19 protein-coding genes and 2 pseudogenes are annotated in these 25,997 nt (G+C 60.5%); 7 read left to right on the top strand and 14 right to left on the bottom strand.

The window, feature by feature from the left end; translation table 11 throughout:
* Window positions 1–6 precede the first annotated feature (6 nt).
* A pseudogene (locus SB725_RS23005) lies at window positions 7–264 on the top strand (hypothetical protein).
* Between the two features lie 66 nt (window positions 265–330).
* Here the strand turns inward: SB725_RS23005 and SB725_RS23000 are convergent.
* On the bottom strand, window positions 331–972 hold the full coding sequence (locus SB725_RS23000) for a YeeE/YedE thiosulfate transporter family protein (RefSeq protein ID WP_410922616.1): 642 nt from the start codon (window positions 970–972) through the stop codon (window positions 331–333).
* A 144-nt stretch (window positions 973–1,116) separates the two neighbouring features.
* Here SB725_RS23000 and SB725_RS22995 point away from each other — a divergent pair, with 144 nt between their 5' ends.
* Window positions 1,117–2,523 carry a DUF2252 domain-containing protein gene (locus tag SB725_RS22995; protein WP_027924417.1) on the top strand — a complete coding sequence of 469 codons (1,407 nt, stop codon included), beginning with the start codon at window positions 1,117–1,119 and terminating at the stop codon, window positions 2,521–2,523.
* Between the two features lie 341 nt (window positions 2,524–2,864).
* Entirely contained in the window at window positions 2,865–4,304 is a 1,440-nt protein-coding gene (locus tag SB725_RS22990) for an ArnT family glycosyltransferase (RefSeq protein WP_059181657.1), read from the top strand.
* On the opposite strand, the gene SB725_RS22985 is transcribed toward SB725_RS22990, so the two are convergent.
* Both SB725_RS22985 and SB725_RS22980 read right to left on the bottom strand, forming a co-directional pair.
* Window positions 4,255–5,118, bottom strand: a complete 864-nt coding sequence (locus SB725_RS22985; RefSeq protein ID WP_059181658.1) for a phosphatase PAP2 family protein — start codon at window positions 5,116–5,118, stop codon at window positions 4,255–4,257. The two genes, SB725_RS22990 and SB725_RS22985, sit on opposite strands and share 50 nt — an antisense overlap.
* A gap of 25 nt (window positions 5,119–5,143) precedes the next feature.
* Window positions 5,144–5,815 carry a histidine phosphatase family protein gene (locus tag SB725_RS22980; protein ID WP_410922615.1) on the bottom strand — a complete coding sequence of 224 codons (672 nt, stop codon included), beginning with the start codon at window positions 5,813–5,815 and terminating at the stop codon, window positions 5,144–5,146.
* Window positions 5,816–6,074: 259 nt separating this feature from the next.
* On the opposite strand from SB725_RS22980, the pseudogene SB725_RS22975 reads away from it, so the two are divergent.
* Window positions 6,075–7,136: pseudogene (locus SB725_RS22975) on the top strand (methyl-accepting chemotaxis protein); the annotation flags it as partial.
* Complete coding sequence (locus SB725_RS22970) at window positions 7,131–7,994, top strand: methyl-accepting chemotaxis protein (protein WP_371258951.1); 864 nt, start codon at window positions 7,131–7,133, stop codon at window positions 7,992–7,994. The pseudogene SB725_RS22975 and the gene SB725_RS22970, both read left to right, overlap by 6 nt.
* 134 nt (window positions 7,995–8,128) lie before the next feature.
* On the opposite strand, the gene SB725_RS22965 is transcribed toward SB725_RS22970, so the two are convergent.
* The 6 genes from SB725_RS22965 to SB725_RS22940 all read right to left on the bottom strand — a co-directional run bounded on the left by SB725_RS22965 (window position 8,129) and on the right by SB725_RS22940 (window position 18,228).
* Window positions 8,129–9,502 carry a DUF1329 domain-containing protein gene (locus SB725_RS22965; RefSeq protein ID WP_027924412.1) on the bottom strand — a complete coding sequence of 458 codons (1,374 nt, stop codon included), beginning with the start codon at window positions 9,500–9,502 and terminating at the stop codon, window positions 8,129–8,131.
* A 157-nt stretch (window positions 9,503–9,659) separates the two neighbouring features.
* Complete coding sequence (locus SB725_RS22960; RefSeq protein WP_410922614.1) at window positions 9,660–11,615, bottom strand: DUF1302 domain-containing protein; 1,956 nt, start codon at window positions 11,613–11,615, stop codon at window positions 9,660–9,662.
* A 70-nt stretch (window positions 11,616–11,685) separates the two neighbouring features.
* The gene (locus SB725_RS22955) at window positions 11,686–12,975 is read right to left on the bottom strand and encodes a phospholipase (protein ID WP_410922613.1); all 1,290 of its coding nucleotides are present in this window, start codon (window positions 12,973–12,975) and stop codon (window positions 11,686–11,688) included.
* Window positions 12,976–13,214: 239 nt separating this feature from the next.
* Entirely contained in the window at window positions 13,215–14,783 is a 1,569-nt protein-coding gene (locus tag SB725_RS22950) for an FGGY-family carbohydrate kinase (RefSeq protein ID WP_027924409.1), read from the bottom strand.
* 239 nt (window positions 14,784–15,022) lie between these two features.
* Window positions 15,023–16,627, bottom strand: a complete 1,605-nt coding sequence (locus tag SB725_RS22945; protein ID WP_410922612.1) for a glycerol-3-phosphate dehydrogenase/oxidase — start codon at window positions 16,625–16,627, stop codon at window positions 15,023–15,025.
* Between the two features lie 5 nt (window positions 16,628–16,632).
* On the bottom strand, window positions 16,633–18,228 hold the full coding sequence (locus SB725_RS22940) for an FAD-binding oxidoreductase (RefSeq protein ID WP_410922611.1): 1,596 nt from the start codon (window positions 18,226–18,228) through the stop codon (window positions 16,633–16,635).
* Window positions 18,229–18,438: 210 nt separating this feature from the next.
* On the opposite strand from SB725_RS22940, the gene SB725_RS22935 reads away from it, so the two are divergent.
* Both SB725_RS22935 and SB725_RS22930 read left to right on the top strand, forming a co-directional pair.
* Window positions 18,439–19,455 (top strand): AraC family transcriptional regulator ligand-binding domain-containing protein, encoded by a 1,017-nt coding sequence (locus SB725_RS22935; protein ID WP_410922610.1) that lies wholly within the window; start codon window positions 18,439–18,441, stop codon window positions 19,453–19,455.
* A 389-nt stretch (window positions 19,456–19,844) separates the two neighbouring features.
* Window positions 19,845–20,195: a DUF6124 family protein gene (locus tag SB725_RS22930; protein ID WP_194940851.1), complete on the top strand. Its 351-nt coding sequence runs from the start codon at window positions 19,845–19,847 to the stop codon at window positions 20,193–20,195.
* Between the two features lie 102 nt (window positions 20,196–20,297).
* Here SB725_RS22930 and SB725_RS22925 read toward each other — a convergent pair whose 3' ends face one another.
* The 5 genes from SB725_RS22925 to SB725_RS22905 form a co-directional block, all read right to left on the bottom strand.
* On the bottom strand, window positions 20,298–20,666 hold the full coding sequence (locus SB725_RS22925; protein ID WP_027924404.1) for a glyoxalase superfamily protein: 369 nt from the start codon (window positions 20,664–20,666) through the stop codon (window positions 20,298–20,300).
* 67 nt (window positions 20,667–20,733) lie between these two features.
* Complete coding sequence (locus SB725_RS22920) at window positions 20,734–22,014, bottom strand: hypothetical protein (RefSeq protein WP_410922609.1); 1,281 nt, start codon at window positions 22,012–22,014, stop codon at window positions 20,734–20,736.
* A gap of 243 nt (window positions 22,015–22,257) precedes the next feature.
* Window positions 22,258–23,715, bottom strand: a complete 1,458-nt coding sequence (locus tag SB725_RS22915) for a D-aminoacylase (protein ID WP_194940852.1) — start codon at window positions 23,713–23,715, stop codon at window positions 22,258–22,260.
* Between the two features lies 1 nt (window position 23,716).
* Window positions 23,717–24,577 carry a MurR/RpiR family transcriptional regulator gene (locus SB725_RS22910; protein WP_027924401.1) on the bottom strand — a complete coding sequence of 287 codons (861 nt, stop codon included), beginning with the start codon at window positions 24,575–24,577 and terminating at the stop codon, window positions 23,717–23,719.
* Between the two features lie 15 nt (window positions 24,578–24,592).
* Window positions 24,593–25,942: a gluconate:H+ symporter gene (locus SB725_RS22905; RefSeq protein ID WP_027925460.1), complete on the bottom strand. Its 1,350-nt coding sequence runs from the start codon at window positions 25,940–25,942 to the stop codon at window positions 24,593–24,595.
* Window positions 25,943–25,997 lie beyond the last annotated feature (55 nt).

The raw sequence follows: 25,997 nt of genomic DNA, 5'->3' as shown, positions 1-25,997 counted from the left end.
TTTTTCATGGATAGATACATGCCTATCACCGGCATCGACTGCACCATCGCGTCGTTGCTGATCGACACCGAAGCACCGCTGGACGTACTGCACGAAACCGCGGCTTACCGCATTCACACCGCGACTCAATGACTGGAGAGCATCGCGTTTGGCGAGGGTATTCACAGTGAGCTGGCGCGGGTACTGGTGACGTCGCTACGCGATGGCTGTGATTTGCTCGATGTCGTAGGCCGGCGATTGCGGGCGCAGGTTTCGACGATGTAACGAAGTGGCCATAGCCCATCAATCAAAAAAGCACCTGACGAGAACATCGCAGGTGCTTTTTTGATTTCAACTCCGTCCGGTCAGGGAGCTATCCCCCGATTCCCAGAACATTTGCGAAACGTTGTAGATGAATACGCTCGGGGTCCACAGCGGTTCGAAGGTGTAGAGGGCGCTGGTCAGGGCGCCCAGCAGCATGCTGGACAGGACCAGGTGTTTGTCACCGTGAACGCGGATCAGCAATAGCAGCACCAGCAGGACGATACCCAGGATCAACCAGTAGTGGCGGCTGGTGATGGTCGGCATTTGCAGGGCTTTGTGTTCGACGAGCATGTTCAGGTGATACCACAGGACGATCCCCAGCACCCAGCCAAAAATGGTGAAGGCTTTGTTCAGGTTGCCGCTTGCGAGTTTGGTGAGCGTACCGACGCTGCAACCGTCATTGAGGACCGAGGCGAGACCAAACAACAGCCCGCCGCCTACCAGTGACAGATAGCCGACTTCAGGAATGAATAGCGGCTGACTGACACCAAACACTGCATAGAGCGGCGCCAGTAACAGGCCGAACAAACCGCATGTGATCAAAGACACAAACAACGTCGGTCGACGCCTGAGCAACAACCCCGTGGCATTGACCAGGCACATGCCCATGCGCTGGGACACCCAGCCGATCAGGAAGGCCAGCAGCAGCGATATAAGCAGTGAGAGCACAAGCCTCCTTGTTGCCGGGTTGCGAGTGGGAACAAAGGCATGAAGGACAGATTAGTCGCTGCTCAATCACTTTGGATGAGCCTGCGAACCCCTTCTACACTCAGCTCGATCCCACCTCATGACACCGACCCAAAAAGAGCCCCCATGACCACCCTCGAAAACCGTTTGAAGCAAGGCAAGGATGCTCGCAAAAACTGCTCGCGCAGTGCTCAAGCGTCCATGGGAAAAGTGACCCGTGACCCCATCCCGCTGATCAAGCGGTCCAGCGAAGGCCGGGTGAAGTCGCTGGTCGAGTTGCGGTATGGGCGCATGCTCGTGTCGCCGTTCACCTTCTATCGTGGCAACGCTTTGCTGCAAGCTCACGACCTGGCGACCACGTCCAACATGGGGCTGGTGTCGACGATCTGCGGCGATTGCCACCTGATGAACTTCGGCGGTTTCGCCACACCTGAGCGCAATTTGTTGTTCAGCGTCAATGATTTCGACGAGGTCCACCCCGGCCCTTGGGAGTGGGACGTGAAGCGCCTGGTGGCGAGTTTCATGGTGGCGGCCCGTGATTTGCGCCATGGTGAGACGGTGGAAGAAAACGTCTGTCTCCAGGTTGTGCGCGCCTATCAGGACACCATGCTCGAGTGTGCCCAACAAAGCTCTCTGGAAAACTGGTACGAGTCCATCAATTACGATGATTTGCTCAAGCAGGCGAGCAAAAGCACGCTGGAGCATGTGGAGCGCGCCATCGCAAAAGCCGAGCGGCGGACGCATGCCGAGCTGCTGCCAAAGATCAGCGAGCGTGACGCGAAAGGTCATTTGGTGATTCGCGATGACCTGCCGGAAATTTTCCACCTGCATAAAGACACCACGCTGCTGGATGCCGACGATGACTGGCTGCGCCTCTCGGACTGGCGCCCGTTGTACAAAACGTTCATGAGCGATTACCGAGCCACACTTCAAGCTGACCGGCGTGAGTTGCTGTCACGGTTTCACGTTCACGACATGGCCTTCAAAGTGGTGGGCGTGGGCAGTGTCGGCACCCGTTGCCTGGTGGCGTTGCTGACGGATGAACAGGAGTTCCCGTTGTTCCTGCAATTCAAGGAAGCGCGGCGTTCGGTGCTCGCTGATTACGTGAAGGTCAAATCACGTGTCCGCCATGAGGGGCAGCGCGTGGTCAATGGTCAGCGCTTGATGCAGTCGGCCAGTGACCTGTTCCTCGGCTGGGCCACCGGCCCCAGCGGTCGACACTTTTATGTGCGCCAGTTGCGCGACATGAAGATTTCAGCCGAACTGGAAAACTTCGATGCCGAAGCCTTTGCGGCCTACGGACGTTTGTGTGGTCGCGCCCTCGCCCGCGCGCATGCCAAATCATCCGGGCACGCCTCGCAGATCAGCGGCTACATCGGCAAGAGCGATGCGCTGGCGGAAGCCCTGGTCAAGTATGCAAAAAAATACACCGACCAGAATGACCGCGACTATGAACGATTCCAGCAAGCCTGCCGCAAAGGCCAGTTGCGCGCGCGTTCAGAGGCGGACTTTGCGGCGGATCACTTGCCGTAGACACACTGGCGCGCGGGCGTTCATCTACATGAACTTTTCTTCACCCCATCGCGCCTCAACAATCGGTACATTGCCCTCGCTCATTCAAGAAACTACGGTTTGCCCGCCCTCCCGCGGGCTTTTTTTTGCCTGAAAGAAAGGGTCGCCATTAGGCTAATGCCGATCAGTTAAGCAATTTCTGCCGCAACGTCATTTTTGTAGGATTGCGATCAGGCTTAACTGATCGGCACTGCCAATGGGTTGGGTTTTCTATTACTCGATTACTACGCGCCGTTCACATTTCGTTCAGCTCTCATTTCCTATGATCGGCCTCTCAGCTCTCTGTCCGGTCATCGACGTCCATGTCCCGCCCCGCCGCTTCACTGTTTCTGCTTGCCGCTTTGTTGTTCTTCTTCGCGCTGGGCAATTACCAACTGCAAGGTTCCACCGAGGCTCGGGTCGCCGGGATCGCGATGGAAATGCACCTGGATAACGACTGGGTGACACCCCGCTTGTTTGGCGAGCCGTTTCTTGAAAAACCGCCATTAAGTTTGTGGCTCGATGCCGCAGCAATTCGCGTGTTCGGCGGCACACCGTGGGCCGTACGACTGGCGTCGGCTTTTGCCGGGTTGTTCTGCGTGATGATGCTTTACGCGATGCTGCGCCGGTTTGGCCGCCCGAAAGAAATCGCGTGGACGGCGGGTATCCTGCTCGCCACCATGGCCAGTTACTGGAGCAACGTGCGTGGCGTCGGCGAAGACGCCTTGCTGGCATTGGGTGTGACCATGGCATTGCTCGCGTTCTTTCAAGGGCATCGACAGTCGACGCTCGGCAACGCGATGCTGTTTTGCGCAGGGATTGCCATCGCGACCTTGAGCAAAGGCGTGTTGGGCCTGGCGATGCCGGGTGTGGTGATCTTCGCGTACCTGTTGGCCGACACGTTGATCGACAAGCGCCTGAACCTGTCGGCTTGGCTGCGCCCCGCACTGTTGACGCTGTTGGGACTGGCGCCGTTGCTGATCTGGCTCGCCCTGCTTTACCGGCAAAGTGGTGCGCAGGCCGTGACGGATGTGCTGTTGACCAACAGTGTCGGACGCTTCAGCGGCTCGTTCGTCGAGGCCGGCCATTACGAACCGTTCTACTACTACCTGGCCAAGCTGCCGCAAGCGTTTTTGCCATGGAACATTCTGGTGTACCTGGGGCTGTGGCATTTCCGTAAAAGCCTGATGGCCAATCGTTACTTGTTGTTTTTCACGCTGTGGCTGCTGGCACAGTTCGCCATGCTGACGCTGGCCTCAAGCAAACGCACCGTGTACCTGATGTCGATGACACCGGCGGCAGCGGTGATTGCGGCGGAATACGCGAGCGTGCTCTACGCAAAACTGAAGACGCGTGAAACCGCCGCCTCCCTGTTGGGCTGCATCGCACGGTATCGACGGGGTGGGGTGATCGGCGTGTTCGCCGTGGTGATTGGCGGCTACCTTGGCGCCGCACAATGGGCGATGCCGCTGGCGGATCGCACGTTGTCCTTTGTGCCGCTGATCGCACAGATTCAGACGATGCAGGCCAATGGACAACTCGTCGCCTTGTTCCAGGCCAATGAGCGGGTGGGCGGCGCCAGTGTGTTCTACAGCCAGCGCCTGCTCAAAGGCCTGGACACTGACGCGCAACTGCATGAGTTTCTGGCGGCATCAGCGTCCAACGTCGCGGTCATGTCCGGTGATACCGAACCGGCCGCGCCGTTGAAAGTGCTCAAGACAATGACGGTGGGGCGACAGGCTTACTACTTTGTGAGCCTGTAGCCACATAAACATTGGAGCGCTCGGCCTTTTGCAGCACCGGCACATCCAGCCTGGCCCGACCGTAAAACGCCAGGGCTGTCAGCAAGCACGCCAGCCAGACAAAGATCCCGGCCCAGAAGGTGTGGGACATGTAGTGCCAGCCTTGCAGAACCCGCGTAGTGCCGTAAACGAAACCCAGCACCAACGAAAACCACAACACCGCTTTGGAAAAACGCCATTGGTAGCGGCGCGCAACGAAATACAGCGCAAGCATGGTGAAACCGCCCGACGCATGCCCACCCGGCCAGCAGCGACCGTCACCGGCTTCCCGGAACAGCTGGAAGTTGTTGTACCACTCCATGTGGGCAATCTTGCCGCCGTAGAGGGTCGTTTCAATCGGGCAGTACACGCTGGTGTGTGCCTTGAGGAAATGGATCACGCCGGTGCACACGGCAAATGCCACCACCACAAAGATAAAGTCACGGCGATGGTCGGCGGTAAACCGCAGCACCGGGGCGGCTTTGATCCGCTCCAGGAATTGACCGATACGCGGACGTTTTTGCGGGTTGACCAGTGGCCAGACAAACGAAAGCAACATGCCGATCAAGGCGATTTCACCGGTCCAGTTCGGAATGATCCGCGCCCACTTGTGCGTGAGCTTCTCGAAGAAGTGAACCTTGTCGAGCGGGAAGGTCTGGGTGGCCGGGTCAAAAAGAAGGTTGCTGAACCAGATGTCGATTTTTGTCATGTCGAACATCAGGAAAACCACGGCCGCGCAGGCGAGCGCAATACCAAAGTTCACCCAGTAAAAGCGGTGGCGGGAAAAATTCAGCATTGTGTGTCCTGATCCAGAGAAAAAGTCATTCGGTGGTTACCGTGTGCCAATCGGAGGCTTCAATGAAACCCAACATGTGTGTCGTTTGCGGTGTTGAAGCGGAGATAAACAATGAGGCGCCGTAACCCAGGGTCGACGTCGGCAACTTGAGGTCTTTTTCAAGTTGCGCCATGCATTCACTGTGGGTCACCAGCACAAAATTGCGGCCCGCCACTTTGTGCGCCAGGGCATCACGCAACATAGTGCCCTTGCAACTGATTAGCCAGTCTTCACCGACGCCTGCCTTGCTGAACATGAAATTGGCGGTCTGCGCAGTGCGCAGGATCGGACTGTTGTAAACGTCCGCCTTGCTCATTCCGAGGCGCTGGAACTGCTCGCCGACACTGACCGCAACGCTACGGGAACGCTCGGTGATGCCATCATCGCCTGCCAGGCAAGGGGCCGGGGAGTGATCACAGCGTTCGACATGGCGCACCAGCACGATCATGTCACCCTTGGCCCAACCGTCCATCAGTGCCTTGGCACCCGCAACATTGTCATGGGCCAGGTCCGGCACGGCGGCAGGCTGCAACAGCCAGATCGTCAACGGAATCACCAACAGCGCCGACGCCAGCACCACCGCCGCATTGCGATAGCGGGCATAGCGGCTCAAATCGATCGAGCGTTTTATCCCGAGTAGATTCAGTCTCAATTCCACACCAAGCCGCCTCGCCGGCACGTACCGCGCTCATTAAATCCGCTGAGACTAGAGAGGCAAGCGTCGGCAGCGGGTGAAACGTATGTGAAAAAAAGCTTAAAAGCTGCGCAAAGTCTTGTTACAGGTTGCGCCCTGAAAAATCCTTTCAGCTCTCGCGGATGCGGCCGATACAGACCTGCTACCTACCTTGCTGGCTCCCAAAAACAACAATCTTCCAGCCAACCGACGATCAAGAAGCACAACGTTCCTGGAGGAATTGATGAATAGCTGGTTCGGCAATATCAGCGTGAACATGAAACTGGGCCTGGGATTCGGCCTGGTCCTGGCATTGACCTGCGTCCTGGCCCTGACCGGCTGGACAAGCCTGGGCAGCCTGATTGACCGCAGTAACTGGATGAGCGACATCACCCAGCTCAATGCCGGCCTGACCAAGCTGCGCGTCGTTCGCCTGCAATACATGCTGACCAACGGCGACGAAACCGCCGCGCAGAACGTCCAGACCACCCTCGACGCCTTCTCGGCTCAGCAACAAGCGTTGCTGTCGAAATTCAAGAGCCCGGAAAACCTCAAGTTGCTCAAAGAGCAAGGCACCGTCATTGCGGCGTACCAGACCTCGCTGAACAAAATGCGCAGCGCCTACCGCACCGGCAACAGTGCCCGCGACACCATGGGCGCCAATGCTGAAACCGCCAGCACACTGATCGAAGCCATCAGCAGTCGCGTGCAGCAAATGCCGCTGAGCGATCAACGCTTCGAGCAATTCCAGGCCATCACCGCCGCCAAGGAAGCGTTCATCCTGGCCCGCTACGAAGTGCGCGGTTACACCGCCACCACCAATGCCGAGACCGAGCAAAAAGCCGTCGGCCAACTGGACGCCGCGATCGCCAGCCTCAAACCACTGAATGCGCAGTTTGCCGAGACTCAGCAAGACGCCTTGCGTCAGCTGGAAACCGCGCTGGTTGCCTACCGCAGCGCCTTGCAGTCGTATAAAGCGGCCAACGCCGATGCGGTGCAGGCGCGCAAGGAAATGACCGACCAGGGGGCCGCCATCGTGACCCTGAGCGATCAGCTGTATCAGATCCAGCTCGACCGCCGCGACGCCGAAAGCACCCAGGCACGTACCCTGCAATTGATCAGCACCTTGCTCGCGTTGCTGGTCGGCGTGATTGCCGCCGTGATCATCACCCGTCAAATCACCGGCCCGATCCGCGACACCCTGGCCGTGGTTGAACGCATCGCCAGCGGCGACCTGTCTCAGGACGTCAAAGTCACGCGCCGTGATGAACTTGGCGTGTTGCAGCAAGGCATCGCGCGCATGGGCGTGACCCTGCGCGACCTGATCAGCGGCATTCGCGACGGCGTCACACAAATTGCCAGCGCTGCCGAAGAACTGTCGGCCGTGACCGAACAAACCAGCGCCGGGGTGAACAGCCAGAAGATCGAGACCGATCAGGTCGCCACCGCCATGCACGAGATGACCGCCACGGTGCAGGAAGTCGCGCGCAATGCCGAAGAAGCGTCGCAAGCCGCCGCCGCGGCAGACGGTGAAGCCCGCGAAGGCGACAAAGTGGTCAACGAAGCCATCGCCCAGATCGAGCGTCTGGCCAGCGAAGTGGTGCGTTCCACCGAAGCCATGAGTGTGTTGCAACAGGAAAGCGACAAGATTGGCAGCGTGATGGACGTGATCAAGGCCGTCGCCGAACAGACCAACCTGCTGGCGCTCAACGCCGCGATTGAAGCCGCGCGCGCCGGTGAAGCCGGTCGTGGTTTTGCGGTAGTGGCCGATGAAGTGCGGGGCCTGGCCCAGCGCACGCAGAAGTCCACCGAAGAAATCGAAGGCCTGGTGGCCGCCCTGCAAAATGGCACGCAACAAGTGTCGGCGGTCATGAACAACAGCCGCGCCCTCACCGACAGCAGCGTCGCGCTGACCCGCAAGGCCGGTGTATCGCTGGAAAACATCACCCGCACGGTGTCCAACATCCAGTCGATGAACCAACAAATCGCCGCCGCTGCCGAACAGCAAAGCGCCGTGGCCGAAGAGATCAGCCGCAGCATCATCAACGTGCGCGACGTGTCCGAACAGACCGCCGCCGCCAGCGATGAAACCGCTGCGTCGAGCGTTGAACTGGCGCGGTTGGGTGGTCAATTGCAGCAGATGGTCAGCCACTTCCGCGTTTAAGTCGCCGTCTTGATCATTCCCATGCTCCGCGTGGGAATGCCGCAACGGACGCTCCGCGTCTGCTTCTAAATGTGACGCAGAGCGTCACGGGCTGCATGCCCACGCAGAGCGTGGGCATGATCAAATGTCGCCACTCACCGAGTCCCGCGCTGACGCAATGCCGACGGCATGAAATACGCGTCTTCCGGCACTGGTTGGGCGAAGTCCACGGTGGCCGGTTCTTCGTTGTCCAGGTTCTGCACGTAGTAACGGCGCGCCTGCAAGTCATGGAAAACGTCCAGCGCACTCCAGGTGGTGGGCAGGTCGTAGAAATTTTTCAGGTAGGCCATCGACACCCGCCACAACTCCCCTCGCCCGTCATATTGATCCACCAGAGCGGCGCCCCAACTGTCCTCGTCGAGAAACAGCACACGCTTGGAATAGATATGCCGCGAGCCCGGCTTGAGCGTGCCTTCGACCACCCAGACCCGATGCAGCTCATAACGGGTGAATTGCGGGTTGAGGTGGCCCGGTGTGAGCAACTGCGCGTACTTCACATCAGGGCTGCCGACTTTGTAGTTGTTGTACGGAATGTAGACCTCTTGCTTGCCCTTGAGCTTCCAGTCGTAGCGGTCCGGCGAGCCGTTGAACAGGTCAGTATCGTCCGCCGTGCGCAGGCCGTCGGATGAGGCGATCGGCGTGTCATACGCCAGATTAGGCGCACGGCGCACACGACGTTGGCCCGCGTCGTAGACCCAGGCCTGACGCGGGTCCTTGAGTTGGTCCAGGGTCTCGTGGATCAACGCCGCACCACCGGCCAGCCGGGCCGGGCTCTTCACGAACGCCAGGTAGTAAAACAGGATGTTTTTCAAGTCGGCAAACTGTCCGCCCGGCCGGTAATAGTTGAAGAGCCCTTCCTGCTGCGAGGTCACCAGCGCGAAGCTGCCGTTGCGCTGCACCGGCGCTTCGGAAGCACGCCGCACCACATAGATACCGCGATAACGGGTGATGTGGTTCCACAGCACTTCGATCCCGTCCTTGGGCACCGGGAACGGCACACCGCCATAGGCATCGGCAAACCCGCTGCCGCCTTCGAGCAGCTTGGCCGAGGTCGCATTCTTGAAGGTATTGTCGTATAGCCACTGCGGCGCCGAACCCGACCGGCGAGAGGGATAAACCGGCATCTGGAAGGTGTCGGGGTAGCTGTTGAACAGGGCGACCTGACCCGGGCTGAGGTGGGCCTTGTACTGATCAAGGTTGGCTTTGGTGATGGTGAACAGCGGCTTGTCCGCCGCGTACGGGTCCGGGTGGTGTTGACCGGGTTTGTAGCCGGCCGGCGCCTGAGTGATACCGCCGGCCCACGCCGGAATGGTCCCGGCGGCGTTGCCGGCACGCTCGGCGCCCAGCGGGGTCAGGGTGGTTTTCAGTTGTTCGGCTTGCTGGGGCGAGATGGCGGCCAGCGTGCTGCCGGCGGCCAGGCTCAGGATTAGCGCCAGTGTGGTTTGGGTCAGTCGTGAAGTGTGAAACATCATCGTTCTCCGAAAAAATCCAGCAGGTCTGCAAAACACAGCAGATCCCTGTGGAGCGAGCTTGCTCGCGATAGCGGCCTGCCAGACGACATCTGTATTGGCTGTGCCGCCCTCATCGCGAGCAAGCTCGCTCCCACAGGGGTTTTGTGTATGGCGCTTACAAGAAGTACTTGAGGTTGAAGCCGACGTTGTCGCGGTCACGCAGGCCGTTGTCCTGCCCGCCGCCGTAGAACTCGGTGTATTGCAGCTCGGCCTCCAGCTTGTTCTGGTAGTTGGCCTTGATCCCCAGGGTGTAGGCCTTGCGGCCCTCGATGGTGTTGCCCGCCTGATAACTGTTGCCCTGGAAGTCGTCCTTGTAGACGACGTAAGGCGAGACGTTGACCCCGGCATACACGTCGTTCCAGGTGCCGTTGATCATCGCGGTGTAGCTGTAGGAGTCGCGGTTGACCTGGTCGGCACGATCACCGCCGGACACATAGGAAAAGTTGCCGGTGCCCGCGTAGTAACGCGTGCTGCCGTCATAGGCGGTGTAATGCAGGCTGCTGCCGCGCAGGTGCTCGGACGCCAGTTCGAACACCCCGAACATCGAGTCGAACGACAAGCTCGGGCCAAAGTTGTAAATGGTGCCCAGGGAGGTGTTGAACGCTTCCACTCGCTCGGCGTTATTGATCTGGCTGGCGAGCGTGACCTGCTGACCGCCAATGTTGATGGTCTGACCGGCTGCTGCGGCGGCAGCGCCGTTGGCCAGGTCGCCGATCAGGTCGTTGGTGGCCGCAACGCCGATGGGCAGGTTCGGCCGATAGGCCACTTCACCGAACACCGATGCCTGGCCCAGGGTGGTGTTGAAACTGAAGCCGTACATGCGGATGTCTTCGGCGTAACGGCGATGCGCCTGGATATTGCCCAGCACATCCACGGTCGCCAGGCCGTTGGCCAGTTGCCCCGCCTGACTGCCGGCGACACCGGTCAACAGGTTGGTCAGGGCATTCATGTCGATGCCTTTGTACCCACCCAGATCGGCGGAAATGGTCGGTTCCTTGGCGTGGTAATTGACCATGTACACGCCGAACTCGGTGCTGTTGAGTTGTTCGGCGATGTAGCGAAACGCGAACCCGAACTGGCCGTCATTGCGCGCGTTGTAATCCTTGCCGACCGAGGCCACTTTGACGGTATTGCCGAAGGTCGGCGTGACCCCGTTGGCGTAGAGGCCGGTGGTGCTCAGGGTCTGATTGAGCAACGGGTTGTTGCCCAGCGCGCTGTACAAACCGATCACGTTGCCGAAACCGGGCACCGGAGTGTCCAGCGCGGTATCGGTAAAGTTGTTGTAGCCGGTGTTGCCGCCATCGGCGAACAGGTCCGTCTGCGAGTAGAACGTACCGACCGGGTCGATGCGGGTTTCCTTCCAGTTGGTCTGGTAAAAACTTTCCATGGTCAGGGTGTCGGTCAGGCCGATGTTGAAGCTCAGCGCTTCCACCGGCACCAGCACTTCCTTGACTTCAGCGCCGGGCAAACGGTACTTGGCGGCGTCCACCGGGTTGGTGGTGTTAATCCCGCCACGGTAGAAAATCCCCTCGCCCCAGTTGAACACCTGACGGCCGATACGGGCCGTGACCGGCATCTGCGCGACGTCCCAGTTTCCATAGAGGTAAGCGTCGAGCATCTCCACCCGGCTGCCGGCGATATCGCGGGTCTGGCCAGTGAAGTGGTCGTCCTGCGGGTAACTCTGACTCGGTTGTGAGGGGTTGTTGTTGCGGTAGTAATCGTTGCGCTTGTCCATCAGTTGGGTGTCATAGAACGCGGTGCCGCGCATGAACATCCCGTAGTTCTGATAGTTGGCCTCAAGCTCCGAGGTGATCTTGTACACCTCGGAAACCAGCCCGGTGTCGAAGTTGCGATTGCCGTCGTTGGTGTTGACGTCGTCGTTGTTCTTGTCCCGGCCCTGGACCCGCCACAAGCGGCCATAGGACAACGTGCTGTCGAACGAGCCGGTGACCTGATTGTCCAGCACACTGAATTCCTCGGCCTGCACGCCGTCGACTGCGCACAGTTGCAGCAGCCCTGCCAGGCCGACGCCGGGGAGCGCCGCGCCAGACAGGCGAAATCGGGTTCTCATGATCTGTTCCTCTTCCCTGGTTTTATTGTTTTTATGCTGCCTGTGTGAGTAGGCGACGTTGCCGCGATGGCTATGGCGCCAATCCCGCATCGACATATATCCGGCTGTGCGCACCGAAATGCCCCAGCAGTTTGAACAGCTGTTGGTTCAGAGCCGGATGGTCGAAGTCTTCGCGCTGCACCTGGTTACCGGCGCTGAAATCGCGGGTGATCGGGGCGGTCTCCAGCCACTGCCCGATGGCTTCATCAAACGCTGCGGATTCGTCGGCGGACTCGGCGCTCACCACTTCGCGCAGGTAGTCGACCGAGTACGGTGGGTAACCGGCGTCCTGTGCAGAGTCCGTGTAAGCGTCGAGCATCGGATGTGCCTGGCTGGCGCGCAGCAGGCGCCGAAGCCAGGTCGACTGATACTTTTCCACTTCCGTGTGCCGGGTGGCGACCCGTTCAATGGCGGCATGCTTGTCGGCATCGAAGCCGGCCAGCGCCTTGCTTTCCAGCAACAGCAGACTCGCGAGCTCGACGCCGGGCAGTGCTTTGGCGTGATAAGGCTGGGTCAGGTCCTGAACGTGGTGCAGGCCCCAGCCGAGAAAACGATAACCCCAGTAAGGATGGCCGCTGGCAAACGCCAGTCGCGCCAACCCCATGTATTGGTAGACGCGCCAGTCCGGCCAGCTGCGCTGAAGAAATCCGGCCGCGGCATACACCACCGCACTTTCATGGAAGAACCCCATATGAAACGGCGCCTGGGAACTGTACGGAAACCGCGCATCGCCGAAAGGCTGCGGGCCGAAGCCGTACAAGGCGCCCACCTCGCCTGGGTTGTCGTTGAACAGGTTGATGTCGTGGCCGTAATCAGGCTCCTCGGCGGCGCTGGCCAACACGGCCAGGGGCGATACTTTTTCACCGTCCGCCACGCGGATGAAACGCTGGCGATTCCACGGCGACAGGGTCTGTTCAACCATGACCTGCTCGGCCTTCAGGTGTTCTCGCTCGGGCAGGTCCTTGCCGGGCATCGGCTGGATAACCATCGCCAGATGAATCCGCGGATTGATCCGCAGCGCGGTGAGGAAGTCATGGCGCAGATTGTCCCCAGGCATGGCGGGCAATTTCAGGTTGTCGGGGCGCGGCGGGTAGTGGGCGAAGTGCTCACGGGCGAAGCGTTCCTGTTCGTCCAGCAGCGCAGAAACGGCCGGGTATTGTTGCGCGAGAAACTGCTCCAACGGCTCAACCTCGACCTGCGGGGCATCGCGCAAGGCCGGCAGATCCTGCAACGCCAGGTAGCTGCCGACCGTATGGTTGGACCAGCCCCACGCCATCGGTGCCGTTCCACAAAGCAGCAACAGGAGGAATGTCAGCTTCATTGCTTTTGGTTCTTATTGGATGAGCAGTGGGGTTGAGCCTAACAACCGACCCTGCCCCTGACACTGTCCAATCTCACCAGAAAAGTTCTCCGATAGCGCCACGCCCCGGTGCAGAAAACACCGAAGATCATTGTGGGAGCGAGCTTGCTCGCGATGCGGGTGTGACAGTCAACATCGATGGTGACTGACGCGCCGCTATCGCGAGCAAGCTCGCTCCCACAGGGATTTGAGGTGGTCGGCTAAGCGGGGTAACCCGTGATTTTGCGGATGCTCTGGTACAACGGCTTGAGCTGGCGGTACATGCGCAGGTAAACCTCTTTGTACAGTCGCTCATAAATCTGCTGCGCCTCGGGTTGCGGCATGAACACTGCCCCCACCCGAGTCATGGCCGCGATCGCCGTGGGAAAATCCGCGTGCAAACCCAACCCCACCGCGCAGCAAATTGCCGCGCCCAGACCGGACGCCTCATAGACATGCGGACGCTCGGCCGGAAGGCCAAAAATGTTCGCCGTGAGCTGCATCGCCGCATCACTCTGGGAACCACCACCGGCAACGCGCAAACGCTTGACCGAGATGTTCGAACGTTTCTCGATCTTCTCCATGCCCTGGCGCAAGGCATACGCCAGCCCCTCGAGGATCGCCCGGTAAATGTGCGCGCGGGTATGCACGTCGCCAAAGCCGATCATCGCACCCTTGGCTTCCACCCCCGGCTCACGGATACCCGGCGACCAGTAGGGTTGCAGCATCAACCCCATCGACCCCGGCGGCACGGCGTCGACCAGCGCATCGAAGAGTTGCTCGGGTTCGATGCCCTGCGCTTTGGCCTGCTGCATTTCCCGCAGGCCGAACTCGTTCTTGAACCAGCTGACCATCCAGTAGCCGCGATAAATCATCACCTCGCAGTTGTATTGATCCGGCAATGCGGACGGGTAAGGCGGAATCAACGGGACGATTTCCAGGTAGCGCGACCGGGTGCTGGTGATCGTCGCCGTGGTGCCATAGGACAGGCACACCGTGTCTGCATCGACGACGCCAGAACCGACGACTTCGCAGGCCTTGTCGGCACCCGCCGCGATCAGCGCAATCCCCTCTGGAATGCCCGTGTGACGGCTGGCTTCAGCGGTGATGAAACCCAGGGTTTCACCGGGTTTGTGCAGGCTCGGCAACTGCTCGGGCCGCACCGCCAGCGCCTGCCATTTCCAGTCGCTGGGCGCGGCCCATTTCAGACGTTTGAAATCGAACGGCAAGTAGCCAACGCAACAGCCCACGGAATCGACAAAACGCCCGCACAGGCGATGAGTCAGAAACCCCGAGAGCAGCAAAAACTTGTCGGTCGCCGCCCAGACTTCAGGCTGGTGGCGGGCGATCCAGTTGGCCTCGGCCTGGGCGCGAAAATAATCCACGGTGGCTTGCGCGCCGACCAGTTTGAACAGCCAGCCCCACGGCCCCTTGATCCCGCCTTCGACTTCGCTCTGGCGTTGATCGAGCCAGAGGATCGCCGGGCGCAACGGCTTGCCTTGGGCGTCGACGTTGATCACCGTGCCGCGCTGGGTGGTCAGGGACACGCCAGCAATCTGTGAGCGATCGATACCGGTTTGCTGCCACACCTGCTGACAGGCCTCGCCCAGTTTCGCCCAGTAATACTCCGGGTCCTGCTCGGCCCAACCGGGTTGAGACGAATAATAGGCCTGCAACTCGACCTTGCCTTTGCCCAGCAAATTACCCTGCAGGTCGAAGAGCAACGCGCGCACGCTCTGGGTGCCATTGTCGATGGCCAACAGGTAACGCTTGTTCGGGTGGTTATCCATGGAGCTCTCTTCAATGGGCATGGGTCGCGCACATTCCTGAATTCTTATTTTCCGTAGCCCGTAGCCCGTAGCCCGTAGCCCGTAGCCCTGTAGCAGCTGTCGAGCGCAGCGAGGCTGCGTTCGAGAACAACGTTCTCGCAATCCCTGCCCCCGAAGTTTTTCTGAAACACCAGGGTGGTGGTTTTGCGACGGCTTTGCCACCGAACGCAGCCTCGTTGCGCTCGCCAGCTGCTACAGGGTTAGGGGTGCTCAACGCGACTGCTGGGTAAACCGTGGTGGCGTTGCCATAACGCCTGATAGCGCTGTAACTCCTGCTGCCAACGCTCATCATCCCAACCGAGTCGTGGCTGGCAGAGTTGGCGGATGGCCGCAAAGTATTCCTCGCCACCGCGGTGCAGCAACAGGCCCAGACGGGTTCGACGCAGCAGCAAGTCATCCAGGTGCAGCACCATTTCCGTCTCACAGGCAAACGCCAGTTCCGCCCACAAGGTGTCCGTGGCGCCCACGCTGTCATGACCCAATTCCGCGATCAGTGTCGCCAGCCTCGGCAGGTCACGGCCATGTCGCCCGGCCAGGCGCCGCCACTGGTTGCCACAGAGCCCTGGAATCGCCAGCGGCGGCACCACGGCAAACACCGGCGCGGCGTCATCATTGAAGGGACGGTCGAGCATGCTCGCGCAGGCCTTGAGCACTTCGATGGCCTGCGGGCGAAAGGTGGTCAGCTTGCCGCCGGCCAGGGTCACGCAACCCGGCTCCTGCCACAGTACATGCTCGCGGGTTTCATTCGAGGGTTTGCCTTGAGGTTCACCTGCAGGGCTGCCCACCACCGGGCGCACCCCGGACCAGGTCGACAGCACATCCGCGGCGACTACTTCGGCTTGGGGAAATTGTTGAGTGCAGGCCGCCAGCAGATAGTCGAGTTCTTCGGCACTGATACTCGCACTCTGGTCCAGATCGCCCTGATGATCGAGGTCCGTGGTGCCGACGACCGTCGCGCCCTCCCAAGGAAAAACGAACACCGGGCGACGGTCGCGCTCGTGCAGAAAAGTGAAGGCTTGCGCCACCGGCAGGCGCCAGCCCGGCAGCAATAAATGGCTGCCACGCAACGGGCGCAACTGACGCGGGGCATCAGGCAGGCGCAAGCGCTCGGCCCAGGCACCGGTGGCCACGGCCAGCACACCACAACGCAATTGCAGTGACGCGCCACCTTCGCAGTCTTCCACCTGGACCCCGCAAACGCGTCCTTCCTTACGCAGCAATTGCTGCACGCGCACGCCGTTAAGCACCACGGCGCCATCGGCCCGGGCCTCGCCCAATACGCGCATCACCAAACGGGCGTCATCGGTCAGCGCATCGACAAAACAGGTGCCGCCCAGCAGGTCATGTTCCTTTACCCCCGGCGCCAGATAACGCAGTTGTTGCGCGTCATGGAAGCGATGGCTACGCCGTCCCGCCAGCGCGTCATAGATCGACAACAACCCTCCCAGCACTCGCGGTCCGGGAAAGCCGCCACGGTAATGCGGCATCATGAAACTCATCGGCTCCACCAGCCCCGGCGCTTCGTCGAGCAGGCGCTGGCGTTCGCGGACCGAATCGCGGGTCAGGCGCCACTGACCCTTGGCGATGTACCGCAAACCGCCATGGACCATTTTCGAGGATCGGCTGGAGGTGCCCCAGGCAAAATCGCGTTGCTCCAGCAGCAGGCACCGCCAGCCACGACGCGCGGCTTCGCGCAGGATACCGGCGCCGCTGATGCCGCCGCCGATGACGATCAGGTCCCAGGTTTCCTCCGCCAGCGTGGGCAGCATTTGCTGGCGCCACGCGGCGTTCCAGTTCGGGCTCATGGCCGTCACTCCGGCAACAACGTGCCGGGGTTCAGGCGCCCGGCCGGATCAAAATGCCGGCTCAGCGCCTGCAGGGTGTCCATCGCCAGCACGCCCTTCTCGCGCAGCAGGTACGGCGCGTGGTCCTTGCCCACGCCGTGCTGATGACTGATGGTGCCATGGTTGTCGACGATGGTCTGACTGGCCGCGTGCTTGAGCGCCTGCCAGCGGGCCAGGGTCGCGGGATAGTCCGCCGCCGGGCGAAACACATAGGTGGTGTAGATGCTCGAGCCTTCACCGTAGACGTGGGACAGGTGAGTGAACACGTGCACCCGTTCACCTTCAGCCGCCAAGGCGTCGCGCAGGCTGGCTTCAATCAGGGTCAGGAGGTTGTCGACGTTGCTCCAGTCGGTGGCCGTTTCGAGTGTGTCGACCACATAACCGGCGTTCCACAAGTTCTCGCGCAGGTAGGGAAAACGAAAACGGTTCTGCGCCCACTTCTTGCCGAGCAAGGTGCCGGTAAACACCCCGCCGAATGCCTTGAGGTGCTGGCGGGCCTGGCTCAGGGACAGCGCATTTTGCCGGCGATTACCGGTCACGCCGAACGTCAGCAGGCATTTGCCTTCACCGGCACCGCGCAGCGACAGGTATTTTTCCAGCCAGGCGATCTGCTGCGGATGACCGGCCAACGCCAGTTGGGTTTCGGTTTCCACCGCGTTGGACAAGCGCAGCATCGACAGCGGAACCCGCGCCTGGGCCAACTGGCGGATGGCTTGCAGCGCCTTGGTCCAGCTGGGCAGAAACACACCGTAGAAACGTTCATCGGCGGGCAATGCGCTGACCCGAACCTTGACCTCGGAAATAATCCCGAATCGGCCCTCGCAACCCAACACTACTTCGCGCAGATCGGGCCCGGCGGCCGAGGCCGGGAACGTGGGGATTTCCAACGGCCCGGCAAAGGTTTCCAGAGTCCCCCCGGCGAACAGTTGCTCGATACGCCCGTAGCGCAACGATTGTTGGCCACTGGAGCGACTGGCGACCCAACCACCGAGGGTCGACAGCTCCCACGACTGCGGAAAATGCCCCAGCGTATACCCCCGGGCGCGCAACTGACTTTCCACCTGCGGCCCACTGGCGCCAGGGCCGAAGGTGGCCAGCAGGCTCTGTTCGTCGAGGTCCAGCAGGCGATTCATCCGGGCCAGGGACACCGTGACCACGGGCCGCGTGGAATTCGGTGGATTGATGTGCCCGGCCACCGAAGTGCCGCCACCATAAGGAATCAGGCACACGTCCTGTTCATGAGCGAGCGCGAGCAATTGGCGGATCTGTTCGGCCGTCTCGGGAAAGGCCACGGCGTCGGGATAATTCCCCAGCGCGCCTTCACGCAACGCCAGCCAGTCCGGCAGGCTCTGCCCCCGGGCATGCAGCAAACGATCGTGCGATTGCACGCTGTATAAGGCGTGTTCCTGCAACCGCGAGGCCGGCACGCGGGCCAATGCCGCCTCCAGCGTGGCATCGGGCAGCGCTCGACCGTCTCCCAGCCGCTCGGCGAGAAAACTCGCGCCTTGTGCCGGCAGTTCGACCACCGTGGTTGCATCTCCCCAGCCGTTCCAGCGTCGCATGCGTGTGTCCTTTTGCGGTTCTTATTGGTGATATTTCAGGCCCCCATACTAGTCAGCTGCCCGAAAGTGTCACGGTCGCATCCGGCCAGTTCGAGTAGCCAATTGAGTCAAACGTCGCGCAAGTGTCAGCCATTTACTTTAGCCGTGGTTTCAAATTACCTTTCAGCGCATTCATCCGCGCACGCGGGCCTTGATCAAAGGAATACGATCATGCAATCCCTGGGCTTCACTTCCGTTCCGCCGCTGCTCAAATACCTGCGTCATGCCGAACAGCTGGGCATGGCCATCGAGCCTGCGTTGGCGGCGGCCGGGTTGCAGGCGCAGCAGTTGAGTGACAACAGCCTGCGGTTGCCGGGTGAGGCCCATGAACGCTTGCTCGATTATTTCTGCGAACACTCGGGCGATCCGCTGTTCGGTCTCAACGCCGCGCATTTTGTGTTGCCCAACTCCTGGAGCGTGCTGGGTTACATCACCATGAACTGCGCGACCCTGGGTGATGCCATGAGCCGCATCATGCCGTTCGAGAAACTGGTGGGCGACATGGGCGTCAGCCGCGCCGAGGTGCTGGACAGCGACGTGCACCTGATCTGGACCTGCCGCTATCAACGCCCGCGCATTCGCCGGCACCTGGTCGAAAACGTGCTCGGTTCCTGGTTGCAATACGCGCGCTGGATCGCGGATACACAGATGTCACCGGCCGCCGTCTGGCTGGAACATGCACTCCCGGCCGAGGCGACGCTGGCGCAATACGAGCAGTTCTTCGATTGCCCGGTGCTGTTCGACCAACCTTATTCGGCGCTGATAGTGCCGTTGCCGTATTTGCAGTTGCCGTTGCGCCAGGCCGATGCGCAATTGCTGCGCACCCTGGAAGAACATGCGCAGGGGTTGATGGCCACACTGGAGGACGCGTCGCTGGAGCAGCGGGTCAAAAGCATCCTGCGTCAGTTGCTCAAGGAAGGCCTGCCACGCAAGGAGCAAGTGGCCGAGCATCTCGCCGTGTCGGTGCGCACGCTACAACGCCAGTTGCATCAGGCCGGCACCTCGTACCAGCAAATCCTCGATGACCTGCGCCAGGAACTGGCCGAGCATTACCTGCTCAACAGCACGCTGCCGATTCAGGACATCGCTCAGTACCTGGGTTTCACCGAACCGCGCTCGTTTCACCGTACGTTCAAGAGCCGGCGCGGGATGCCGCCCGGCGAGTTTCGGCAGACTTACCGGGTGTGACTGCTCGCGAAAGCGTCAGTCGCAACAGCGCAGTAAACGTCTTTCATTGCACCTGTTTAAAGACACTCGGCGTTACGCGACAACACCCACAGATCCTTGCGCCGCTGCCTACGACTGCGCCAGAATCCGCCGGCTTGTGCGCTTGGGGGCTGCTCGGTAACGTGGATCGCGTCACTGATTCCCAGTGATCGGGTTTAGCAGCCCGGATAGTTGCCCGGCCGTACAAGTCTCATCCAGTCAGGCATTTGCCTGCGCTTGATGGTGGCTGTGCGCATGGCACCTTCGGGTGCGCCGGGTTTGGGTGACTACCGGTCTGCTAACTTGCGCACAGCTGCCACCCTTTCGTTTAGCAGCGAGATGGACGCAGCCTTATTAGAGGTTAGTCCCCCATGTTCAAAGTTACGCCAAACCCACCGGACACCGATCCGGCATCCCCCTACGAAACACCGGAATCAAAGAAACTCCACGAAGCCGCCGAGCGCGCACTCAATCACTATTTGGGCCCTCCGGCCTCCCACGTCATGACAAAGCCCTACCAACCCAATCGCCTCTACATGGCCAACCCGGCGTCCGGCACCGAACCCTTGCTGACCGATGCCTGTGAAACCCTGGGCTCAGCCACCGTCATGCTCAACGACTTCGCCGCGTTGCTCGAAGGCTCGCACCGCAAAACCGCGCAAGGTATCGCCCAAGTGGTGATGGTGGCGGAAATGGCGGTCAATCAAGTGCTGGATAAATGAGTGCCCACTGACTGATCACTGCTTCCACGAACGAAAAAAGCCCGCTGCCAAACCAAAAGGGTTCGGCAGCGGGCTTCTTTGTTCCGCTTACAACGTTTGCGCTCAGAGGCTGATCGCGTTGGTGAACACCAACCGGTTACCGAACGGGTCGGCAATGGTCATGTCCTGGCTGCCCCACGGCATGGCCTGAATCTGCGGGTGCGAAAACGTGTATTCCTTGGCAATCAACTGTTGCTGGAACACCTCAAGCTCATCCGTCTCGATCCGCAAGGCCGAACCCGGCGTCGCATCGCCGTGGTGTTCGGACAGGTGCAACACGCATTCGCCGCGAGACACCTGCAAGTACAACGGGAAGTTCGCTTCGAAACGATGCTGCCAGTCGATCTTGAAGCCGAGGAAGTCGACGTAGAACTCTATCGCTTTCCGTTCATCGAAAATCCGCAGGATCGGGGTGGTTTTGCCGAAGCTCATAGGAGTGTTCTCGCCAGTGGGAAGGGCCCGTGTTCAGCGGGCCATGTGTCTGGTTCAAATGATCGGATCAACGCAGCGTCTTGAGCGCGAGATCACTGTAGTAGAAGCTGTTCTTGCCAGTGCGCGCAAAGAAGAAGTAACCATAATCCGACAAGTAATAGTAGGTATTGAGCCGTTTGTACTCATCGTCTTTTTTACTGCAGGTCAACTCTTTGGCTGAACCGCTCAAGGTGACATTGAGTTCGCTGGCCGGCAGCTCGCGAATGACGGTGCAATCGTTACTGTCTTGACGCTCCTCGACTTTGCCGAACAGTGTGTTGGTGCTGCGGACCGTCGCGTTGTAGTTCAACCGCTCGTTGATCGGCATATGCTGCCAGTCGCCGGTGAAACTCAAGTTGATGACACTGGAACTGTCTTTCATCGAAGGGCCCTTCGAGACGCCGAATCGACTCAATTTCGCCAGATCGAACAGTCCGTGAAAGGACACTGCATCGCTCTCGTAATGGGTCCCTGACAAACGCAGGGTCATCTGCTGCGAAGCGCTATCGATACCGATAAAACGCTCTTCACGCATGTCCGTGGTCTTGGCCTTGTAAGTCGACTGCCCTGCCACTTCCACATAGCTGAGCGGTTTAACGGCAACCGGCATGTTCAGGTTTTTGATGGCCGATGCGACAGCAGGGGAAAGCGGCGCCAGGGTCACTGGCGCGGTTTTCTTCGCACGGGCAACGAACTTCGGAAGTTGCGCTGCCGACTCCGGTTTATCGCAGGCCAATTTGAACAGCTGGTTATAGTCGTCGTTGCTGCCGCTAATCGCCGTGGCCGTCAGTGCAACGGCATCCTGGCCATCTGTGACGGTGTTGTTGGCGTCCAGATCGTATCCCGCCACCACGCGATACGTCTGCTTGCCACAATCGACCGCATACCGCTCGCGTTTCTGGGCATAGGGCGCGTCGTAGGGCGCATCAAAACCAATCAAAGGATTATCGTAGGCCGCCCAGAATCTCAGTTCGGCACCGTCCTTCTTGAGGCTGTTGCGATCAATCAATACCCATTGATCCTCGCCGCTGCCTTTGACGACACGCCAATCCGAGGCTGGAGTACTGGCACACGCCTTGATGAAATCCGGGTTGCTTTTCAGCACCCCGAGCACGTTGGCCGGAACCGCTCTGCCCGTCGAATACTGGTGAGCATTTAGACCTGGATACATCCGGCCGCCACCGCCCAGATAGAGCAAGGTGGCCCGATCAGATGTACAGGAAGCTTCCATTTGAAATACCAGCCCTGCCGCCGCCTGGGCATTGCCGGAATGGCTGATCTGGAAACTCAGGACATCGCCTTCACGCATGATCGAATCACTGACCAGAGGCTTCGACAGAACGCCGTTGAACAACGTCTCGGCTTCCGCCGCCCGGCGTGCCTGTGGGCTGACACAACCCGCCAATAACGTAACGGCAACGAACAAACAAATGCGGTACATGAAACTCCCTGGGCGACGCACGCCAAAATCCACTGAATGTCAGCGCTTCGGCTTGGGAGTGGCTTTCTTTAATCGCAATGTGCCATCAGTACGACGGTCCGCAAAAAATGCTTACTGAAACCCGCCCCGCAAATCCCCTTCCCGCGCCAGAAACCGCCCTTCCCTTTTACCGTTCGCCTGCCCGTCGCTGTAACTCAACACGCCGTTGACCCACACGCCGTCAATCCCTTCTGCCGCTCGTTGCGGATCGTTGAAGTCCGCCACGTCGCGAATGGTCAGCGGATTGAACAACACCAGATCCGCCCAATGCCCTTCACGGATTTCTCCGCGCGCCTTCAAGCCAAACCGCGCCGCCGACAGCCCGGTCATTTTGTGTACCGCGGTGTGCAGCGGAAACAACCCGACATCGCGACTGAAATGTCCCAGAACCCGTGGGAATGCGCCCCACAAGCGTGGATGCGGGAACGGGTCTTCCGGCAATCCGTCAGAGCCGACCATCGATAGCGGATGCGCGAGGATTCTTCGTACGTCTGATTCATCCATTCCGTAGTACACCGCGCCCGCCGGTTGCAATTGGCGGGCGGCGTCGAGCAATGACAGGTGCCACTCGGCGGCGATGTCCATCAGGTCGCGACCGCCCATTTCAGGGTGCGGGGTGGACCAGGTGATGGTGATGCGATGGGCATCGGTGACTTGTTTGAGGTCCAGTGTCGAAGAACTCGCCGCATAGGGATAACAGTCGCAGCCCACCGGATGGGTTTTCGCCGCGTGTTCGAGGGAGGCCAGCAATTGCGGACTGCGCCCCCAGTTTCCGGCGCCCGCGCATTTGAGGTGGGAAATGATCACAGGGGATTTCGCATGTCGGCCGATCTGGAACGCCTCGTCCATGGCCTCTAGCACCGGTTCGAACTCACTGCGCAAATGGGTGGTGTACACCGCACCGAATGCCGTCAGCTCTTCGGTCAGTTGCATCACTTCTTCGGTGGAGGCCGAAAAGGCGCTGGCGTACGCCAGGCCTGTGGATAAGCCCAATGCTCCGGCCTCCAGGCTTTCGCGCAGTTGCTCGCGCATCGCACTGATTTCGTCTGGCGTGGCGGTACGAAACAGGTCGTCGAGGTGATTGTTGCGCAGCGCCGTGTGACCGACCAGTGCGGCGACGTTCAGCGTGGTGTTCGCCGCTTCGACCGCCGCGCGGTAGTCGCTGAAGGTCGGATAAACAAATGCTGCGGCCGTGCCGAGCAGGTTCATCGGGTCCGGCGGATTGCCCTTCAAACTCACCGGCGAAGCGCTGATTCCGCAGTTGCCGACGATCACCGTGGTCACGCCCTGGCTGAGTTTGGGCAGCATCTCTGGCTGGCGGATCACCACCGTGTCGTCATGGGTGTGGACGTCGATGAAACCCGGCGCCAGCACGCGACCGGCAGCGTCGATTTCTTCGCTGGCAGTGGCGTCGTGCAAGTCGCCGATGCGCTCGATGCGGCCGTTCAGGATTGCCACGTCGGCGGGATAACCGGGGGCATTGCTGCCGTCGATGATCAGGGCGTTGCGAATCAGCGTGTCGTACTGCATGTCAGTCTCCCAGCGGCAAGTGATCGTCGCCGCCGCGGTAATCGTCGAGGGCGAGTTTGATCCGCCGCAGACGTTCTTGATTGTCTTCAGGATTGGCCAGCGCCAGCTCGGTGGCAAGCACGTCGATGGCCAGCAGCATGCCGTAGCGCGCCGCCGTGGGTTTGTAAATAAACGAGGTTTCGACGCCTTGCAGCGGCAACAGCACGTCGGCCAATTGCGCCAGCGGCGAGTCGGCCCGGGTGATGGCGACAATGCGGGCGCCGTAACTGCGGGCCAGTTCGACGGCTTCAATGAGTTCGGGCGTAATGCCGGTCAACGAACAGGCAATCACGGCCCGGCCGGCATCGAGGCTGGCGGCGGTGACGCGCATCATCACCGGGTCGTGGCACACCGCAATCGGGTAGCCGAATCGCACCAGCCGCACCTGCAGTTCATCGCTGCACAAAGTGGAGCAGCCGCCCATGCCGAACGCGTGAATCATTCGCGCCTTGCCCAGCAGCTTCACCGCATCGGCGAAGCGCGACTCGTCGAACGCCGACAGATGCTGGCGCAAGGTCGACTCGATATCACCGACGATCTGCCCGTAAAACGCCGACTGATCGGGGGTGCCCGCCGGGTCGAGAAAGCGGCTGCCGACACCGCTGGCCTGGGCCAGTTGCAGGCGCAAGTCACGCAAGTCGCGGCAGCCCACCGTGCGGGCGAACCGCGACAGCGTGGCGGTACTGACTTCCGCCCTCAGCGCCAGCTCATCGAGGCTGGCAGCGGAGGCAAACCCTACGTCGTCGAGCATCAGGCGAGCGATACGCCCTTCACCGGCGCTGAAGGAATCCTGGCGGGCGCGGATCTGATAAAGGATGTCCATGGCAGGCGACTCCGGTTAAATCAGGTAGGAAAGGCCCACGGTCAGGCCGAAAGCGACCACGGAAATAATGGTCTCCAGCACCGTCCAGGTCTTGAAGGTCTGGGCCACGGTCATGTTGAAGTATTCCTTGATCAACCAGAAGCCGCCGTCGTTGACGTGGGAAAAAATCACCGAGCCGGCACCGGTTGCCAGCACCAGCAATTCCGGGTGCGGATAACCCAGGCCGATGGCCACCGGCGCAACAATCCCCGAAGCCGTGGTCATCGCCACTGTCGCGGAGCCGGTGGCAATGCGCATCAACGCGGCGAACAGCCAGCCCATGATCAACGGCGACAAGTGAAACTCGTGGGCCAGGCTGACGATCTGGTCGGTGACGCCGGCGTCCACCAGAATCCGGTTCAGGCCGCCGCCGGCGCCGACCAGCAAGGTGATGCTCGCCGTGGGTGCCAGGCATTCATTGGTGAATTTTAGAATCGATTCACGGCTGAAGCCTTGGGCAATACCCAGGGTCCAGAAGCTCAGCAAGGTCGCCAGCAACAGGGCGATCACCGAGTTGCCGATGAACAGCAAGAACTGGTTGAAGCCGCTGCCCGGCGTGGAAATCAGGTTGGCCCAGCCACCGATCAGCATCAACACCACCGGCAGCAAAATAGTCGCCATGGTGATGCCGAAGCCCGGCAGGCTGTCGCGCGGTTCGCGGTCGAGGAACTGGCGCTCCAGCGGGTTTTCCGCCGGCAATTGAATGCGCGGCACGATGAATTTCGCATACAGCGGCCCGGCAATTATTGCCGTCGGAATGCCGATCAAAATCGCGTACATCAAGGTCTGCCCGACCGACGCCCCATACACCTGCACCGCCAGCATCGCCGCGGGGTGCGGCGGCACCAGGGCGTGAACCACGGAGAGACCGGCGACCATCGGCAAGCCGACCATCAGGATCGACACCCCGACACGCCGCGCCACGGTAAAGGCAATCGGCACCAGCAACACAAAACCGACTTCGAAAAACAGCGGCAACCCAACCAGGAACGCGATGCAGACCATCGCCCAGTGCGCGTTCTTCTCGCCGAAACGGTCGATCAAGGTCCGCGCCACCTGCTCGGCACCGCCGGACTCGGCCATCATCTTGCCGAGCATCGTGCCCAGCGCCACCACCAGCGCGATATGCCCCAGGGTTTTGCCGACGCCCGCCTCGTAAGCGCCGACCACGCCGGACGCCGGCATCCCGGCCAGCAAGGCCAGGCCGATGGACACCAGGGTGATGACGATGAAGGGATTGAGTCGGTAACGGGCGATCAGCACGATCAGCGCAATGATGGCGATGGCGGCATACACCAGCAGCCAATAGCCGAAGGACAGGGTCATGCGGTACTCCTCGAAAGGGTCACGTCGAATGGATTGTGAAACTCTTAAAACATTT

The organism is Pseudomonas sp. SIMBA_041 (assembly GCF_046535095.1).
In the GTDB taxonomy this organism is placed as follows: Bacteria; Pseudomonadota; Gammaproteobacteria; order Pseudomonadales; family Pseudomonadaceae; genus Aquipseudomonas; species Aquipseudomonas mucoides.
This window is presented reverse-complemented; position numbering and strand designations above follow the sequence as displayed.

Excerpts from the sequence above, each read along its gene's own strand:
- SB725_RS22990 (WP_059181657.1), top strand. The coding sequence starts at position 2,865 with ATGTCCCGCCCCGCCGCTTCACTGTTTCTGCTTGCCGCTTTGTTGTTC.
- SB725_RS22920 (WP_410922609.1), bottom strand. The coding sequence starts at position 22,014 with ATGCGTGAAGGCGATGTCCTGAGTTTCCAGATCAGCCATTCCGGCAAT.
- SB725_RS22915 (WP_194940852.1), bottom strand. The coding sequence starts at position 23,715 with ATGCAGTACGACACGCTGATTCGCAACGCCCTGATCATCGACGGCAGC.
- SB725_RS22960 (WP_410922614.1), bottom strand. The coding sequence starts at position 11,615 with ATGAGAACCCGATTTCGCCTGTCTGGCGCGGCGCTCCCCGGCGTCGGC.
- SB725_RS22955 (WP_410922613.1), bottom strand. The coding sequence starts at position 12,975 with ATGAAGCTGACATTCCTCCTGTTGCTGCTTTGTGGAACGGCACCGATG.
- SB725_RS22935 (WP_410922610.1), top strand. The coding sequence starts at position 18,439 with ATGCAATCCCTGGGCTTCACTTCCGTTCCGCCGCTGCTCAAATACCTG.
- SB725_RS22930 (WP_194940851.1), top strand. The coding sequence starts at position 19,845 with ATGTTCAAAGTTACGCCAAACCCACCGGACACCGATCCGGCATCCCCC.
- SB725_RS22925 (WP_027924404.1), bottom strand. The coding sequence starts at position 20,666 with ATGAGCTTCGGCAAAACCACCCCGATCCTGCGGATTTTCGATGAACGG.
- SB725_RS22905 (WP_027925460.1), bottom strand. The coding sequence starts at position 25,942 with ATGACCCTGTCCTTCGGCTATTGGCTGCTGGTGTATGCCGCCATCGCC.
- SB725_RS22945 (WP_410922612.1), bottom strand. The coding sequence starts at position 16,627 with ATGAGCCCGAACTGGAACGCCGCGTGGCGCCAGCAAATGCTGCCCACG.
- SB725_RS22950 (WP_027924409.1), bottom strand. The coding sequence starts at position 14,783 with ATGGATAACCACCCGAACAAGCGTTACCTGTTGGCCATCGACAATGGC.
- SB725_RS22940 (WP_410922611.1), bottom strand. The coding sequence starts at position 18,228 with ATGCGACGCTGGAACGGCTGGGGAGATGCAACCACGGTGGTCGAACTG.
- SB725_RS22970 (WP_371258951.1), top strand. The coding sequence starts at position 7,131 with ATGGGCGTGACCCTGCGCGACCTGATCAGCGGCATTCGCGACGGCGTC.
- SB725_RS22995 (WP_027924417.1), top strand. The coding sequence starts at position 1,117 with ATGACCACCCTCGAAAACCGTTTGAAGCAAGGCAAGGATGCTCGCAAA.
- SB725_RS22910 (WP_027924401.1), bottom strand. The coding sequence starts at position 24,577 with ATGGACATCCTTTATCAGATCCGCGCCCGCCAGGATTCCTTCAGCGCC.
- SB725_RS22985 (WP_059181658.1), bottom strand. The coding sequence starts at position 5,118 with ATGCTGAATTTTTCCCGCCACCGCTTTTACTGGGTGAACTTTGGTATT.
- SB725_RS22965 (WP_027924412.1), bottom strand. The coding sequence starts at position 9,502 with ATGTTTCACACTTCACGACTGACCCAAACCACACTGGCGCTAATCCTG.